This window comes from Sedimentibacter sp. MB31-C6 (assembly GCF_035934735.1).
Taxonomy (GTDB): Bacteria; Bacillota; Clostridia; order Tissierellales; family Sedimentibacteraceae; genus Sedimentibacter.
The window spans coordinates 1,678,654-1,694,642 of the sequence record NZ_CP142396.1 but is presented as its reverse complement, the minus strand read 5'-3'; the positions used below and the strand labels follow the sequence as shown (position 1 = coordinate 1,694,642).

The window sequence follows — 15,989 nt, the reverse complement described above, 5'->3', positions numbered from 1 at the left end:
ACCTTACTCAGCAAAGTTGATAATAAGTATATTATTATCAGCTCTTTCATCATTTAATATTGCCATTGCATATCTCTTTACAGGACAATCTTCAATGCTTTCAAGTAATTTAAATCCCTCTGTTTCTGTAATTTTATTTAACGCTTCATTTCTATACCCAGCGAAATACATTTTATTCATTTCAGATACCGTTTCAACAACTTTTGCTTTTTCATCTTCGCTTAAACTTTCAATATCTTCTACACAGTTTTTTTGATTTTTACAACAATTTACTTTAAAAAAGTTCTCCGAATATACTTCAAACTTTTCAAGAGATTCGTTTTTCATATTATTTGTTTTAGCATATTCCTCCATATTAAGTTTCATAGTTTTATACTCATAACCTTCCCATGGAGAATAACTTAATTGCCCAAATTGATGTGGATATATCGAAATACAGCTAGTAGAAATATCATATAGAGTTCTGCCCTCATATTCATTAGATTTAATATCTTGTAAATGTATGTGGCCAGTTAGCACTATATCTATATCACTTTTATGCATTAGTTCAACTACTTCTTTACTATTGTCTATTGTATAATTAAAATTTATAATTTTACTATGATCAACTAAACTATGATGCATTACTGCTATCATTTTAACATCTTCTTCTTTAGCTAAATTTGAGCACTCTTTAACCCATTCTAAAGTAGATTTCTCTAATCTGCCTCCAGAATAAGGATAGGGCTTAGTTGAATCTAGCATTAAAAGCCAAACTTTATCATTAGGTTTAGCCAAATAACTTAAAGATTCTTTATCCCTAAAAGCAGCTTCATTATATCCAAATTGACCATAAATATCTACAAAGTCTTCATTACTTATATTTTCTGACCTATGTACTTCTTCTTTGTCGAAATAAATTGACCTAGTATTATTTAAATCATGATTCCCTGGGATTACATACACTTTTGTTCCAGAATCCTCAATTTCTGAAAGTTTGTCCGATAAATCCATATGACTAACTTTTGAACCATTACTTGTTAGGTCTCCTGCAAACACAACAAAATCAGGTTTATTCTCTAAAACCTTTTCCTTGAATACATTTAAGAAAACTTCAGTATACTGTAAAAGTTTATCTCCACTTTCAACATATTTATTAAAAGCTTCTCCGTTATCGTATAATTTTTCTGATAAATAATGAAGGTCTGAAACAACATATAAGATAAGATCATCTCCAAACTTAATCTTAAAAGCCATTTGTGAGATTATGTCTGGATTGACTAAAAAGAATATAATAATACATACTAGAATTAATAAAATAGTTTTCTTCAACCATATCCCCTCCCAGCCTTATATACATTATACCCATAAATCAAATTAATAACAATCTAATTTTATATTTGGTAAATAATAACATTTTATTGTCATGTTATATATTATGGTAAATATTTACTTATCCTTCGTTGCGTTGCGGTATTGGTATAAAATAAACTACGACATAGTATGTACCATGTCGTAGTTATAACTCATTAGTTTTGTTAATTATTTGATTTTTCTAATTTTATTTTTGTATCCAAGCCATTTAAATTTTGAACTTCCATTGTGTCATCATTAACTTTTTCTATTGAATCAGCCAATGTTTCGCTTTTAATGAATGTCATATAACTATTAACAGCTTTATCTATTTCTTCTGAGCCATCATAGAATATTTTGATTCTATCCATCATTTCATAACCGTTATTTTTTCTCATCTGTTGAACTTTAGATATAAATTCCCTAGCATATCCTTCATCTAATAGTTCTTGAGTGAGGTTTGTGTCAATTATAGTAAATAAATTGTTACCAGTTGATACATTGTATCCTTCTTTTGCAGATATACGAATATCTATTATTTCTTCATCAAGATATATTTTTTCACCATTTACTTCTAGTTCATAATTTTCTCCTGACTGAACTTTAGATATTATTTCTAAAACATCTGCTTTAGCTAATACACCAGCAAAGGCTTTTACATTGCTACCAAGTTTAGGTCCAGCTACTTTAAAATTAGGTTTTAATGAAAAATCCATAAATTCATTTAAATCTTCTTCAAAAATTACTTCTTTAACATTTAATTCCTCCATTATAAGAGGTACTAAATCAGAAATAAGTTCTTTATATTTACCATCTATATGGATTTTACTAATTGGCTGCCTAACCTTTATTCTTGCATTTTCTCTAGAAGCTCTTCCTAACTTAACAAGTTCTTTTACTAAATCCATTCTTTTTTCAACATTTTCATCTATTAAGTTATCATTTACTTCTGGATAATAGCTTAAATGCACTGAAGTTTCACCAGTAAGATTTCTAAATATTTCTTCTGATAAATATGGAGCAAATGGTGCAGTTAATTGTGCAATACCAACTAATATTTCATATGTTGTATTATACACTGCCTTTTTATCCTCTGTTAACTCTGTTGCCCAGAATCTTCTTCTTGAACGTCTAATATACCAGTTAGACAATTCTTCATTAACAAACTCTTGTATAGCTCTAACTGTTTTAGTTAAATCATATATTTCCATACTTTCTCTACAATATTTAACCAAATTATTATACTTCGAAATAATCCATCTATCTAGTTCAGGTCTATCTTTATAATCTACAAAGAATTCTTTAGGATTAACTGAGTCAGTATTAGCATACAATGTAAAGAAATTATACACATTTTTAATAGTACCAAAGAACTTACTTAATACTTCCTTTAATCCATCTTCATCAAACTTAGTAGGAGACCATGCAGGTGATACATATAACAAATACCATCTTAATGCATCTGCTCCGTATTTATCAAACAATTCAAATGGATCAACAGTATTACCTTTAGATTTAGACATTTTCTTGCCAAACTTATCGAGAATCAAGTCATTTACAAGAACCCTCTTATATGGTGATTGACCTTTAACAAAGGTTGATATAGCAATTAATGAATAGAACCATCCTCTCGTTTGATCTATACCTTCACATATAAAATCAGCTGGAAAAAGTTCATCAAAATTTTCTTTATTTTCAAAAGGATAATGTTGTTGTGCAAATGGCATTGAACCACTATCAAACCAACAATCTATTACATCCTTAACCCTTGTCATATGCTTACCACAATCAGGACAAACTATATGAATGTCATCAACAAACGGTCTATGAAGTTCAATTGTTTTTTCGTCTACTTCTTCTATAGCTTTTTCTGCTAATTCTTTTCTTGAACCAATACTTTCAATATGACCACATGTACATCTCCACAATGGTAATGGAGTTCCCCAATAACGACTTCTAGAAATTGCCCAATCATTTAAGTTTTCAAGCCAATTGCCAAATCTTTTTTCACCAACAAAATCAGGATACCATTCAACTTGATTATTATTTTCTATAAGTTTATCCTTTAATTTTGTCATTTGAATATACCAGCTCGGTCTAGCATAATATAATAAAGGAGTATGACATCTCCAGCAATGAGGATAATTATGGAGAATTGTTTCTTTTTTAAATAATTTTCCTTCTTGTCTAAGCCATTTTAATATTGCTGGATCTGCATCCATTACAAACATTTCTGTCCAAGGTGTTCCTCTGAATCTACCTGTATCATCTACAGGGTTAACAACAGGCAGTCCATATCTCACACCAGTATTGTAGTCATCTTCACCGAAAGCAGGTGCAGTATGAACTATACCGGTACCATCTTCAGTTGTAACATAGTCAGCACATGTTACATAAAATGCTTTTTTGCCTGTAGGAATTTCGACAAAAGGCATAAGTTGTTCGTATTCCAGATATTCTAAGTCCTTGCCTTTCATCACTTCAAGAACTTCGTATTCTTCATTTATTACTTTATCTATTAAAGCTTTTGCTAAGTAATATACTTCTCCTTTTACATCTTCCTTATCTTTTGTTCTTACTTTTACATATTCAACATCTGGATGCACAGCTAATGTAACATTTGATAATAAAGTCCAAGGAGTTGTTGTCCATGCAATGAAATACTCATCTGCATCTTTTTTCTTAAATTTAACATAAGCCGTAGCAGTTTTTATTTCTTCATAACCTTGAGCAACTTCGTGAGAAGCAAGACCTGTTCCACATCTTGGACAATATGGGAGTATTTTATGTCCTTCGTACATATACCCTTCTTTGTTAAATTTATCTAATATCCACCATACTGATTCAATATAATTGTTATCAAGTGTTATATATGGATTGTCAAGGTCAATCAAATATGCCATTCGTTCTGTCATTTGACGCCATTGACTTTCATAAGTGAATACAGACTCTCTGCATTTTTTATTAAACTCTGCTATACCATAGTTTTCGATATCTTGTTTATCTTTTAATCCAAGCTGTTTTTCAACTTCAATTTCAACAGGTAATCCATGGGTATCCCATCCTGCTTTTCTTTTAACCTGATATCCTTCCATGGTTTTGTATCTACAAACAGAATCCTTTAATGTTCTTGCTATTACGTGATGGATGCCTGGCTTACCGTTTGCAGTAGGTGGTCCTTCATAAAAAATAAATGGTTGTTTTTCTTTTCTAGTTTCTACACTCTGATTTAACAAGTCTATTTTTTTCCAATATTGTGATATTTCATGCTCGTTATCTTTATATGCTACCTTTGATATATCTTTAAATAGCTTCATTTCGTCTTCCTCCTGTTATTATTTTAAACATTATATACAAATTATAAAATATACATAAAAATATAAGTCCCATGTCAAAGACATGGGACGAAATACGCGGTACCACCCAAATTACATATAAATACATTAAATATATGTCACTCAAAAATTTAACGCATTTATACGTAATTTCTTACTGCTAATTCAGAAATTAAACTCATGGATGATTTTTACTGTATTCAGAATTATAACCTCTCACCAAAATGATTATTTCTCTTAAATACTTCCTACAGCTACTGTTCCAATCACAGTTATTAATAATTATATAGTTTCTGTATTATGATATATTAATTTAAATATAATGTCAAGGAATAAAATAATTTTTTTGTTAATTGTCTTTCATTGACATGCATATATCATAACTTTTCTGAAACAATAATAAATATGCATTTAACTTATTTATAAAAAATTTTAAGAGGTGACTTATGGTATATCCAAGAAATTCATATTGGCATGAAACTGCTACTAATAAAAAGGAAACAAAATATGATAAAAAAGATTTGATAGACAAAAAATATGATTTGCTTATAATAGGTGCAGGTTTAACAGGTTTAAATACTGCATATTTACTTAGAAACAGCGGATACAAAATCGCTATAATTGAAGGAACAAATTTAGGTTATGGTGTTTCAGGATATACAACAGCAAAAATAACTGTGCAACATAATTTAATATACGATTACTTAATAAATAGCTTTAGTATAGATGAAGCTAGACAATATTTAAAAGCTAATGTTGAAGGATTAAATCTAATTAAAAATATAATTACAGAAAATAATATTCAGTGTGATTATAAAGAACAAACAGCTTATGTTTATACAACAAAGGAAAATGAACTTAAAATTTTAAAAGCAGAATTAGAAGCATATAAGTTACTTAATATAGATGGTTTTTATACAGAAGACGCACCTTTGCCTGTTAAACCATTGGGTGCCATAGGTATAAAAAACCAAGGACAATTTAATCCTTTAAAGTACTTATACAGTCTTTATAATATTTTATTGGATTATTGTGAGATTTACGAAAATATTAGAGCTATAAGCATCGAACCACACAGTGATTACCATGTTGTAAAAACAGAAGAAGGTAATATTTATGCTAACAAAATTGTCGTTACAACTCACTATCCTTTCGAGGACAATATGGGCTTGTTTTTTTTAAGACTTTATCAGGAAAAATCTTATGTCATTGCAGCAAAAACCGATTCAGCTTCCTTTGAAGGAATGTATATAAATCCTACTGATCCTATTTATTCTATGAAATATCATTATGATAACAATGATAATATTTTAATATTATCTGGTGCTAATCATAGAGCTGGTGCAAAAGACAACGAAGAAAATGCTTATAAGGAATTAGAAACTTTTTTAAAGAATAATTTCAAAAATCCACAAATTTTATCCAAATGGTCAACTCAAGACTGTATAACATATGACAAAATTCCCTATATAGGAAGATATTCAGACAACATTGAAAATATATATGTAGCAACAGGTTTTAAAAAGTGGGGTATGACTCACTCAGCAGCTGCAGCTTTAATACTTAGTAATAAAATATTGAATATAGATGATGATTACTCTGAAATATACAATCCATCAAGAATTACACCCTTGTTATCTTCTAAAGAGTTTCTTTCATCTAGTATGTATATTGCATCAGGCTTCCTTAAAAGAATTAAGCCAGTTCCGGAAAATTTATTTGAAATAGAAAAAGAAAAAGGAAAAATAATAAACTATAATGGAAGAAAAGTTGGCGTTTATAAAAATGAACGAGGTGAATTATTCTGTATAAACCCAGTTTGCAAACATATGAAATGCGGAGTATCCTTCAACGAAGCAGAAAAGACATGGGATTGTGAATGCCATGGTTCCAGATTTGATATAAGAGGAAATATATTAGAAGGTCCATCCGTTTACCCTTTGGATAAAATAAAAATTGAAAAAAATTAAAACTACTTGAATTTTTGCTGTTTTAAAATAAAACTTCATATGTTATACTCTTATTAAATTTAGTTTATAAAATTATTGAGAGGTAACATATGCATTTTATTAAATCATATAAAAACACAATTATCTATATAGCTACAATATTATTTTCTATAGTTTTCATTATAGCTGGTTATAACATTAATAAAACAAATTTCAACGACGAAAGTTATCAGAAATCGTATAAAGCTCAAGTTATTTCGATAGAAGATAAAAAGGTAGAAACTTTAGATTATGGTTATGAAAGTATGTCAAGTACTACTATTAAGTTTAAAGCGAAAATATCAGATGATGATATTGAAGAAAGTACAATTGAAGCTATTCAATACATTGATGAAAATATTGCAGTTAATCCGAAGGAAATCGAACCTGGAGATAATATTCTTTTATCTTCTTTATTATCTAGAACAGGAGAAGAAGAAGTTTGGACTTTTATTGAATATGACAGAAGTAATATTCTTATTTGGCTTTTAATTAGCTTTTTTGTTCTTCTTATTATATTTGGACACAAAAAAGGAGTTAATACTATAATTTCTCTTATTTTTACATGCCTAGCAATTTTTATGGTATTTGTTCCATCTATACTTAAAGGCAACAATATTTATTTAAATTCAACTATAGTAAGTATATTTATTATATTTATGAATTTACTTATTATAAATGGAGCAAATAAAAAAACATTATGCGCAATTATAGGGAATTTAGGTGGCCTTTTTATAGCTGGATTGTTTGCCTTAATAATAAGTAAGTTTCTACATTTAACAGGATTAATTGATGAAGAATCAATGTTTTTACTAATGATAAATCCGGACAAGCCTATTGACCTTATAGCAATTCTTTGGAGCAGTATTGTTATAGGATCCCTTGGAGCTGTAATGGATGTATCAATGTCGATTGCATCAGCTATGAATGAGTTATCAGAAAATATGATTAACAAAAACTTTAAAACTATGCTTAAATCCGGACTGAATATTGGTCAGGATGCCATTGGTACTATGACAAATACATTAATATTAGCTTATATAGGCAGTTCATTATCAGTTGTTTTGTTGTTAGTAGTTAACTACAAGGATATTTTATTACTATTTAATTTAGAAATGATTGTTTTTGAAGTAATGCAAGCTATTATTGGAAGCATGGGTATTTTATTTGCTATACCAATTACTTCTTTTTTCGCAGCATATGTTTATAACCATAATAATAAAAATTTTATTTTATCCGAAAACGAATTAAAAAAATAAAGATTTTTCTCTGCTCTCAGAAACAATAATGTGTATGAATGCAGAGAAAAATCTCTATTAACTATTATTCATTCCATATATTTTATAAATATCTTTTGTATAAGTTCCATCATCATTATAGATATACAATGGCGGGTCAAATTTCAATTCAGGATTGCCATATTTAGATGCGCGTATCAATATCATATTAGGCTTTTTTCCTGATTTTGAATGAACAAATCTTATTTGCTTTGGTTCTAATTTATATTTTCGCAAAAGGCACATTATATCTGCTAACCTATCAGGTCTATGAACCATATAGAACTTTCCATATTGTTTTAGTAATTTAGCTGCAGTACTTATTACATCTTCTAATGTACATGTAATTTCATGCCTAGATATAGCTTTTTTGTCACTAGGATTAACAATTCCGCTATTATTCAATTTATATGGAGGGTTTGATATTACCGCATCGAAGGAATATGGTTCTAAAAATTCAGTAACTTTATTTAAATCCAAATTTAAAATTTCTATTTTTTCCTGTAGGTTATTCAATAATACACTTCTCTTAGCCATTTCTGCAACTTCATCTTGAATTTCTATTCCATAAGCCTTCGAATATTCCTTTTTTCCACTTAATAAAATAGGTATTATCCCTGTTCCTGTGCCTAAATCAACAATATGAGAATTTTTACGTACATCACAATAATTGGTTAAGAGGACTGCATCCATTCCAAAACAAAACCATTTTTTATTTTGAATAATTTTTAAATTGTTACATTGTAAATCTTCAATTTTTTCATTTTCTTTTAATGTTATTTCCATAGATAATTCCTTATTTTTAATATTATGTGGTGCGGTACGCATGCAATGCGTCCCCTACATTTGGGGTGCATGTATTACAAGGTGCATGTATTACAATCGGTACGCATGCAATGCGTCCCTACGTTTTAATTTATAAAAGCGCTGTCTATTAATTTTTTAGTATATTTTTGTTTAGGGTGAAGCAATACTTGTTTCGCTTCATTCATTTCAACTACATTACCGTCTTTCATTACCATTATTTTATCAGCCATAAAATTTACAACACCAATATCATGAGATATAAAAATATATGATATATTATATTCTTTTTGAAGTTTTTTAAGTAAATTAAGAATTTGTGCTTGAATAGATACGTCAAGTGCAGATACAGGCTCATCACAAATAATAACACTTGGATTAACAACTAAAGCTCTGGCTATAGCTGCTCTTTGACATTGCCCTCCACTAATTTCTGATGGATATTTATTTTTAATATTATCATCTAGTCCTACTTTACTTAATATTTCATCAACTAACTTTAAAGCTTCCCTTTTATTATTGCAAATGTTTAATGTTAGTAAAGGCTCAGCAATTATATCAGAAATTTTATAGTTTGGATCCATTGAACCTTTAGGGTCTTGAAAAATAAATTGCACATTTTTCCTATATTCTTGAAATTCCTTTTTAGTTATTTCATATATATTTTTATTTTTATAAAAAACCTTGCCATAAGTAGGTTTCATCAATCCACCTGTAATTTCACCGGTTGTAGACTTACCGCTTCCGGACTCTCCAACTATCCCCAAAGTTTTACCTTCTTGTATTGAAAAACTTACATTTTTAACAGCTACAACCTTATCTTTAACTTTTCCAGTTAAAAAATGTTTTTTAACTATAAATTCTTTTCTTATATTTTTTACAGAAAGCACTATATTGCTATTTTTCATAATTAACCTCTTCACTCAATATTACATTTATAATAATGATTGTTTATGTTATATTCTGAAACACTTTTAGAGCAAATATCCATTGCTTTAGGGCATCTGTCCATAAATATACATCCTTCTCTTTCTCTTCCTATTTCCTGAACATACCCAGGAATTTCAGAAAGAGGTTTATTCTTTTTAATTTTAAATGAAGGTATAATTTTTATTAATAATTCGGTATATGGATGCTTAGGATTATTAAAAACTTCATCTGCTAAACCAGATTCAACTATTTGTCCAGCATACATAACAGATAAACTATGACAATAATGCTTAATTAAACCTAAGTCATGAGAAATCATGAGTATTGATATACCCATTTCTTCATTTATAGTTTTAAACAATTCAATAACCTGCCTTTGTATTGTACTATCTAAAGCAGTAGTTGGTTCATCTGCAATTATAAGCTTTGGGTCGTTCATAATTGCCATTGCTATATTAACTCTTTGTCTCATCCCACCACTTAATTGCCATGGATAATAATTTAATATAGTATTAGGATCATTAAATCCAACCTTCTTTAATATTTCTGAAGCTTTTTTCAATCCTTCTGTTTTGCTTCTTTTCATATGTTTTATATAACCATCACTAATTTGATTCTTAATTTTTATCATTGGATGTAAAAAGAAGATTGTATTTTGTGGTATAAAACCAATATTTTTACCTATAAGTGATTTTTTATCTAATTTTGATATATTATTAATATTTTCTCCATCAATACAAATTTCATCTGCACTATAACTAAGATTATCTGGAAGTAAATTAATAATTGCCTTAGCTGTCAGGGTTTTGCCAGAACCTGATTCTCCTACTAACCCGTATATTTCTCCCTTTTTGATTTTTAAAGAAACATTATTAACTAATGTATTATGTTTATTAACTTTTATATTTAAATTATTTAATTTTACTATTTCATTCATTTTCAGACCTCCTGTGTATAAGGATGTCATTCAATCCGTCTCCAATCAAATTAAACCCTAAAACAGTTATAATTATCGCAATTCCTGGTGCTACTGCAAGATATGGATATTGTAAAAAAAACTGCCTTGACTCACTTAACATCAATCCCCAGCTTGCATTTGGAGGTTGTATCCCAAGTCCAAGAAATGACAGTGAAGTTTCAATCATAACTGCCGAACCTACTGCTGAACTAAATTGCGTAATAAGTCTTGGAAGCATAGCAGGAATATAATGTTTAAAAAATATTTCACCATTTGAACTTCCATAACTTTTAGCTGCCTTAATATACAAAAGGCTTTCAGTATCCAGCATCATTGAATTAACCAACCTTGCAAATGTAGGAATCATAAAAATACTTATAGCAATAATAGCTCCTTGGGAGCCTCTTCCAACTACTGTAACGAGCATCATAGCAAGTAGAATACCTGGAAAAGCCATAAGTCCATCCATAATTCTCATAATTATAGAACCAACCACCTTTTTAAATATCGTTGCTAATGCTCCTAATGCAATTCCTACGACTGCCCCTAAACCTACTGAACCAATACCGACTAGAAGAACAGTTCTTGATCCTACCATTATTCTGCTTAATATATCTCTACCGAAATTATCTGTTCCAAGAATATGTTCTGCACTTATTTCAGGCATATGAAATCTTTCAGAAATATTCATTTCATTAGGTGAAAATGGCATATAAAAAAAGGATAATACCCATGTAATTAAAACACATAAAACTAAAATAATACCTATTATTAAACTAAAATTTATTTTAATGCTTTTATTTTTCATTACTGTTCCCCTCGTTGGAAGGATTTTATTCTTGGATTTATAAACATTATTATTACATCAACTGCTAATGTTATCACTATAACAAATGTTGTTATAAACATTACGAGTCCTTGTAAAAGAACTATATCTCTATGCTCTACTGCAGTTAATACTAGACGCCCAATGCCAGGAAGTGCAAAAACTGTTTCAACAACAACTGTCCCTCCTACTAATTTGGCAAATTGCATTCCAATTATAGTTAATGGAGCAATTAAAGCACCTCTTAACGCATATTTTATATATATTTTACTTGTACTTAATCCTTTGACCCTTGCCATATCCATATAATCTTGTTTTAGGGATTCCAACATTGAACTTCTTACTATTCTAAGTAATAGTCCAATTTCTCCAATAGCTAAAACCACTGAAGGAAGTGTAATACTTCTAATAAATTCTAAAAAGTTATCTTCAGGAGATACAAAGCCTGATATAGGAAATAATTTCATTCTTAATCCTAAATAAACTACAAAAACCATTCCTATCCAAAAGGAAGGAATGGCTGTTCCTAGTTGCATTATACTTCTTGAAAAATAATCTATTAAGCTATCTTTTTTTATGGCTGAAATTATACCAAAGACAAAAGCCATTAAAGTAGCAATTACCATTGAAAAAACAGATACAGAAAGAGTCACTGGTAAAGCATTAAATATCAAATCAGTAACTGATTCTCCATATAAATAAGAAATTCCCATATCTAATTTAACAAAGTCAAATAACCAATCAAAATATTGTTCATAAAAAGGTCTATTAAGGCCCATTGCTGTATGCAAATCCTCAACCATCTCAGGTGTTGCTTCGGTTCCAAGAATCAGTTGAGCAGGATTACCAGGTATTATCATTAATACCACAAAAGTAATTACTGATACTACAAATAATACAACAATTGAACTTTTTATTCTATTTATTATATAACCAATCATTTATTTACCCCCTACAACATATTGTTCTTATTCTGTGAAATAAACAGTTTTATAGTCATAAATATCTATAGGGAATATTTCCATTCCTTCTACATTTTTATTCAAACCTAATAATGTGTGAGGTGTTTGTAAATATACTGCTGGTAACTTATTTGCAAGTATAATTTGAATTTCTTGATAAAGTTCTGTTCTTTTTGCAACATCTAATTCTTGAAGAGCTTGATTCAACAAATCATCAACCTCGCCAGTTTTTAAACTTATATAATCTTGGCTATCAGAATAATATCTAGATAAAAAATCATAGGAATCAAGTCTGCCTGTATGGCCTACTACAGTGGTTTCAAACTTCTTTGCACCATATACTTCGCTTACCCATGTTCCCCATTCAATAAGCTCAATTTTTACATTTATACCTATTTTACTTAATTGATCTGCAATTACCTGTCCTGCATCTACATGCAACTGATAATTTTTAGGGAGTGACATTTTAATTTCGAAGCCATTTTCATAACCTGCCTCTTTTAATAAATCTCTAGCCCTTTCCAGATTATATTCCATTGTATCATTTGTATCATAATAATCAGGTGAAGTAGGTGGTAAATGAGATCCAATTTTATCTCCATATCCAAACATTGATGCTTCAATAACTTCATCCTTATTAATGGCTAATGCAATTGCTTGTCTTACCTTTTCATTAGCAAGTATTTCATTATCAGTATTTATAGACATAATTTGAACTGCATTCATAGGCTTTGATAATACTTTATAGTCATCGTTACTTTCTATCATTGTAACTTGATCACCTGTCAAAGGTATTATATCCAAATCTCCTACTTGTAATCCAGCCATCATTGAAGTGGCATCAGGTATTAATACTAATTTAACAGTTTCAAGTTTTGCCTTATCTCCATAATAATTGTCGTTTCTTTCTAATATGATATGTTGTTGAGGAACCCATTCTTTTAATATAAAAGCACCTGTTCCAACAGGATTAGTTTTTAAATTATCCACTGCTTCTTCCGGAACAATTGCAGTCCAAGGATATGCAAAGTTCTTCAAGAGTTCTACATCTAATGTTTCTGTTGAAAATTTAATATTAAAATCATCTAAAACTTCAACATTTATAATGTTAGCATAATCCCTTGCCTTAGGACTTTCGGCATCTTTTAATCTATTAAACGAATATTCAACATCTGAAGCTTTCATTTGTCTGTCATTATGAAAATATACATCTTCTCTTAAAGCAAAGGTAATAGACATACCATCCTCAGAAATTTTCCATGATTTTGCTAATCTAGGTATGATTTCCCATTCAGGTGTTACGCCTACTAACGTATCATAAATATTATTTGTTACACTAAAGGTGGAAGCTGCTGCAGTTCTGTGAGGATCAAGACCTTCAGGATCAACTGTATATGCCATAGTTAATTCGGTCTTTGCTTCTGCAGATGGATTGGTTGGTTGTTCATTTTCAGAAATGTCATTGTATTTATTACATGCTGTAAAACTTAATAATAATGAAAACACCATAAGTAAAGCTATTAATTTTTTCATTTGTTTGTCCTTTCAGTTAATAAAATTTTTTTTAAATATTTTTTACTGAATTATACTCTTAATATTATTTACACACTTTCATAAACTAAAATCAAATCATATATTATGTATCCGTAATAGTTTTTGAAAATTATAATATTAATCTTTTTATATTTAACATATTTCATTTGAAATGTCAATAGATTGTCATAAAATATCAAAATTTGAACCAAAAACATTTTATATCATTTCATTGCAAATACATTTTATTTACACTATAATATAGTTGCTAGAAAAATAATCTCAATATAACGCAGTAAGGAGACATATATATGATTAAAAGTTTTATATCATACTACAAACCTGTAAAGAAAATATTCATAATTGATATGATATGTGCTTTTACAATTGCAGTATTTGATTTATTTTATCCAATGATTACAAGAAATATAATAAATGTATACGTTCCAAATCAAAACTTACGTTTACTGATAACTTGGCTCATTATTTTAGGCATACTATATTTGTTGAAAGTTGGACTTAATTATTACATTACATATTACGGCCACATTATGGGTGTCACCATGCAAGCAAACATGAGAAAAGATGTATTTGAACATCTACAGGATTTGCCCTTTGTTTTTTTTGATGAAAATAAAACTGGTACACTTACATCGAGAATAATCAATGATTTAATGGAAGTATCTGAACTTGCACACCATGGACCTGAAGATTTATTTGTTTCCCTAGTAATGATGATAGGTTCATTTATTATGCTTAGCACAATAAACTTACCATTAGCATTAATAGTTTTTTCTGTTGTTCCCTTTCTTGTATTTATTGCAATGAAATTACGAGTAAAAATGTCAGATACTTTTTTAGAAACAAGAGTAACTATAGGAGAAGTTAATGCAACATTAGAGAATAGTATTTCAGGTATAAGAGTATCAAAAGCATTTAGTAATAAAGAAAATGAAATTAAAAAATTTCAAACAAATAACCAAAAATTTCAAACAGCTAGGAAAAAAGCTTACAAAATAATGGCAGAATTTCATACAGGTTCATCCTTTATAATGGACTTTCTAAACATATTGGTTTTAAGTGCAGGTGGAATTTTCTTCTTTAGAGGATATATTAACTTTGGAGACTTTGCAGCATTCATATTATATATTGGAAACTTTTTAAATCCTATTCGTAAACTAGTAAACTTTGTAGAACAATATCAATCAGGTATATCTGGATTTAAAAGATTCTCTGAAATTATGAATGAAGAATTGGAAACAGATGAATTAAATGCAAAAGATATTGACTCTGTAAAAGGTAACATACAGTTCAATGATGTTACATTCTCTTACAACAATCATAAAAAGGTTTTAAAAGATATTAGTCTTAATATAAATGCAGGAGAAACAATAGCCTTTGTAGGACCTTCAGGTGGAGGTAAAACTACTTTATGTCACTTAATACCTAGATTCTACGAAGTTGAAGCAGGTGACATATTTATCGATAACATAAATATTAAGAACTTTACTCGTAAATCCCTCAGAAAAAACATCGGTATCGTTCAACAGGATGTATTCTTATTTACAGGAACTATTTATGATAACATCCATTGTGGTAGATATGATGCTTCGAAAGAAGAGGTTATTGAAGCTGCTAAAAAAGCAAATATTCATGATTTTATACTTACATTACCTGAAGGATATGATACCTATGTAGGAGAACGAGGCGTAAAATTATCCGGTGGTCAAAAACAAAGAATTTCAATAGCAAGAGTATTTTTAAAAAATCCACCTATACTAATACTTGATGAAGCAACATCAGCTTTAGATAATTATACCGAATCTCTAATACAACATTCTTTAGAAGAGCTTTCAAAAGGAAGAACTACTGTTGTGGTAGCACACAGATTATCTACAATAAAAAATGCTGATGAAATTATAGTATTAACAGATAAAGGGATTATAGAAAAAGGAAATCATGAAAAACTTTTGAAAGAAAATGGAGTTTATGCGGATTTATATAATTCTCAATTCAAAAACATAGCTTAAACTTTGGAGGTAAA

Annotated in this window: 11 protein-coding genes and 1 other annotated feature; of the genes, 3 read left to right on the top strand and 8 right to left on the bottom strand. The window is 29.1% G+C overall.

The annotated features are described in order from the left end of the window. Positions 1-3 precede the first annotated feature (3 nt). Both U8307_RS08070 and ileS read right to left on the bottom strand, forming a co-directional pair. Positions 4-1,311, bottom strand: coding sequence for a metallophosphoesterase (locus U8307_RS08070; RefSeq protein WP_326906814.1), 1,308 nt, complete (start codon positions 1,309-1,311; stop codon positions 4-6). Positions 1,312-1,517: 206 nt separating this feature from the next. After that, a complete protein-coding gene (gene ileS / locus U8307_RS08065; protein ID WP_326906812.1) occupies positions 1,518-4,649 on the bottom strand; it encodes an isoleucine--tRNA ligase in 3,132 nt (1,043 codons plus the stop codon). Positions 4,650-4,729: 80 nt separating this feature from the next. Further along, positions 4,730-4,946: a binding site (T-box leader), on the bottom strand. Positions 4,947-5,113: 167 nt separating this feature from the next. Between ileS and U8307_RS08060 the strand changes: the two genes are divergently transcribed. Together U8307_RS08060 and U8307_RS08055 are read left to right on the top strand one after the other, a co-directional pair. Then, the gene (locus tag U8307_RS08060; protein WP_326906810.1) at positions 5,114-6,637 is read left to right on the top strand and encodes an FAD-dependent oxidoreductase; all 1,524 of its coding nucleotides are present in this window, start codon (positions 5,114-5,116) and stop codon (positions 6,635-6,637) included. 89 nt (positions 6,638-6,726) lie between these two features. After that, entirely contained in the window at positions 6,727-7,914 is a 1,188-nt protein-coding gene (locus U8307_RS08055) for a YibE/F family protein (RefSeq protein WP_326906808.1), read from the top strand. 57 nt (positions 7,915-7,971) lie between these two features. Here U8307_RS08055 and U8307_RS08050 read toward each other — a convergent pair whose 3' ends face one another. The 6 genes from U8307_RS08050 to U8307_RS08025 form a co-directional block, all read right to left on the bottom strand. Next, complete coding sequence (locus U8307_RS08050) at positions 7,972-8,760, bottom strand: tRNA1(Val) (adenine(37)-N6)-methyltransferase (protein WP_326906806.1); 789 nt, start codon at positions 8,758-8,760, stop codon at positions 7,972-7,974. An 83-nt stretch (positions 8,761-8,843) separates the two neighbouring features. Beyond that, positions 8,844-9,644 (bottom strand): ABC transporter ATP-binding protein, encoded by an 801-nt coding sequence (locus U8307_RS08045; RefSeq protein WP_326906804.1) that lies wholly within the window; start codon positions 9,642-9,644, stop codon positions 8,844-8,846. An 11-nt stretch (positions 9,645-9,655) separates the two neighbouring features. Further along, entirely contained in the window at positions 9,656-10,603 is a 948-nt protein-coding gene (locus U8307_RS08040; protein WP_326906802.1) for an ABC transporter ATP-binding protein, read from the bottom strand. Continuing rightward, positions 10,596-11,432, bottom strand: coding sequence for an ABC transporter permease (locus U8307_RS08035; RefSeq protein WP_326906800.1), 837 nt, complete (start codon positions 11,430-11,432; stop codon positions 10,596-10,598). Before U8307_RS08035 ends, U8307_RS08040 begins: the two co-directional genes overlap by 8 nt. Continuing rightward, positions 11,432-12,391 carry an ABC transporter permease gene (locus tag U8307_RS08030; RefSeq protein ID WP_326906798.1) on the bottom strand — a complete coding sequence of 320 codons (960 nt, stop codon included), beginning with the start codon at positions 12,389-12,391 and terminating at the stop codon, positions 11,432-11,434. Before U8307_RS08030 ends, U8307_RS08035 begins: the two co-directional genes overlap by 1 nt. A 27-nt stretch (positions 12,392-12,418) precedes the next feature. Then, positions 12,419-13,945, bottom strand: coding sequence for an ABC transporter substrate-binding protein (locus U8307_RS08025; protein WP_326906796.1), 1,527 nt, complete (start codon positions 13,943-13,945; stop codon positions 12,419-12,421). 311 nt (positions 13,946-14,256) lie between these two features. Between U8307_RS08025 and U8307_RS08020 the strand changes: the two genes are divergently transcribed. Continuing rightward, positions 14,257-15,975, top strand: coding sequence for an ABC transporter ATP-binding protein (locus tag U8307_RS08020; RefSeq protein WP_326906794.1), 1,719 nt, complete (start codon positions 14,257-14,259; stop codon positions 15,973-15,975). The last annotated feature ends 14 nt before the right edge of the window (positions 15,976-15,989 follow it).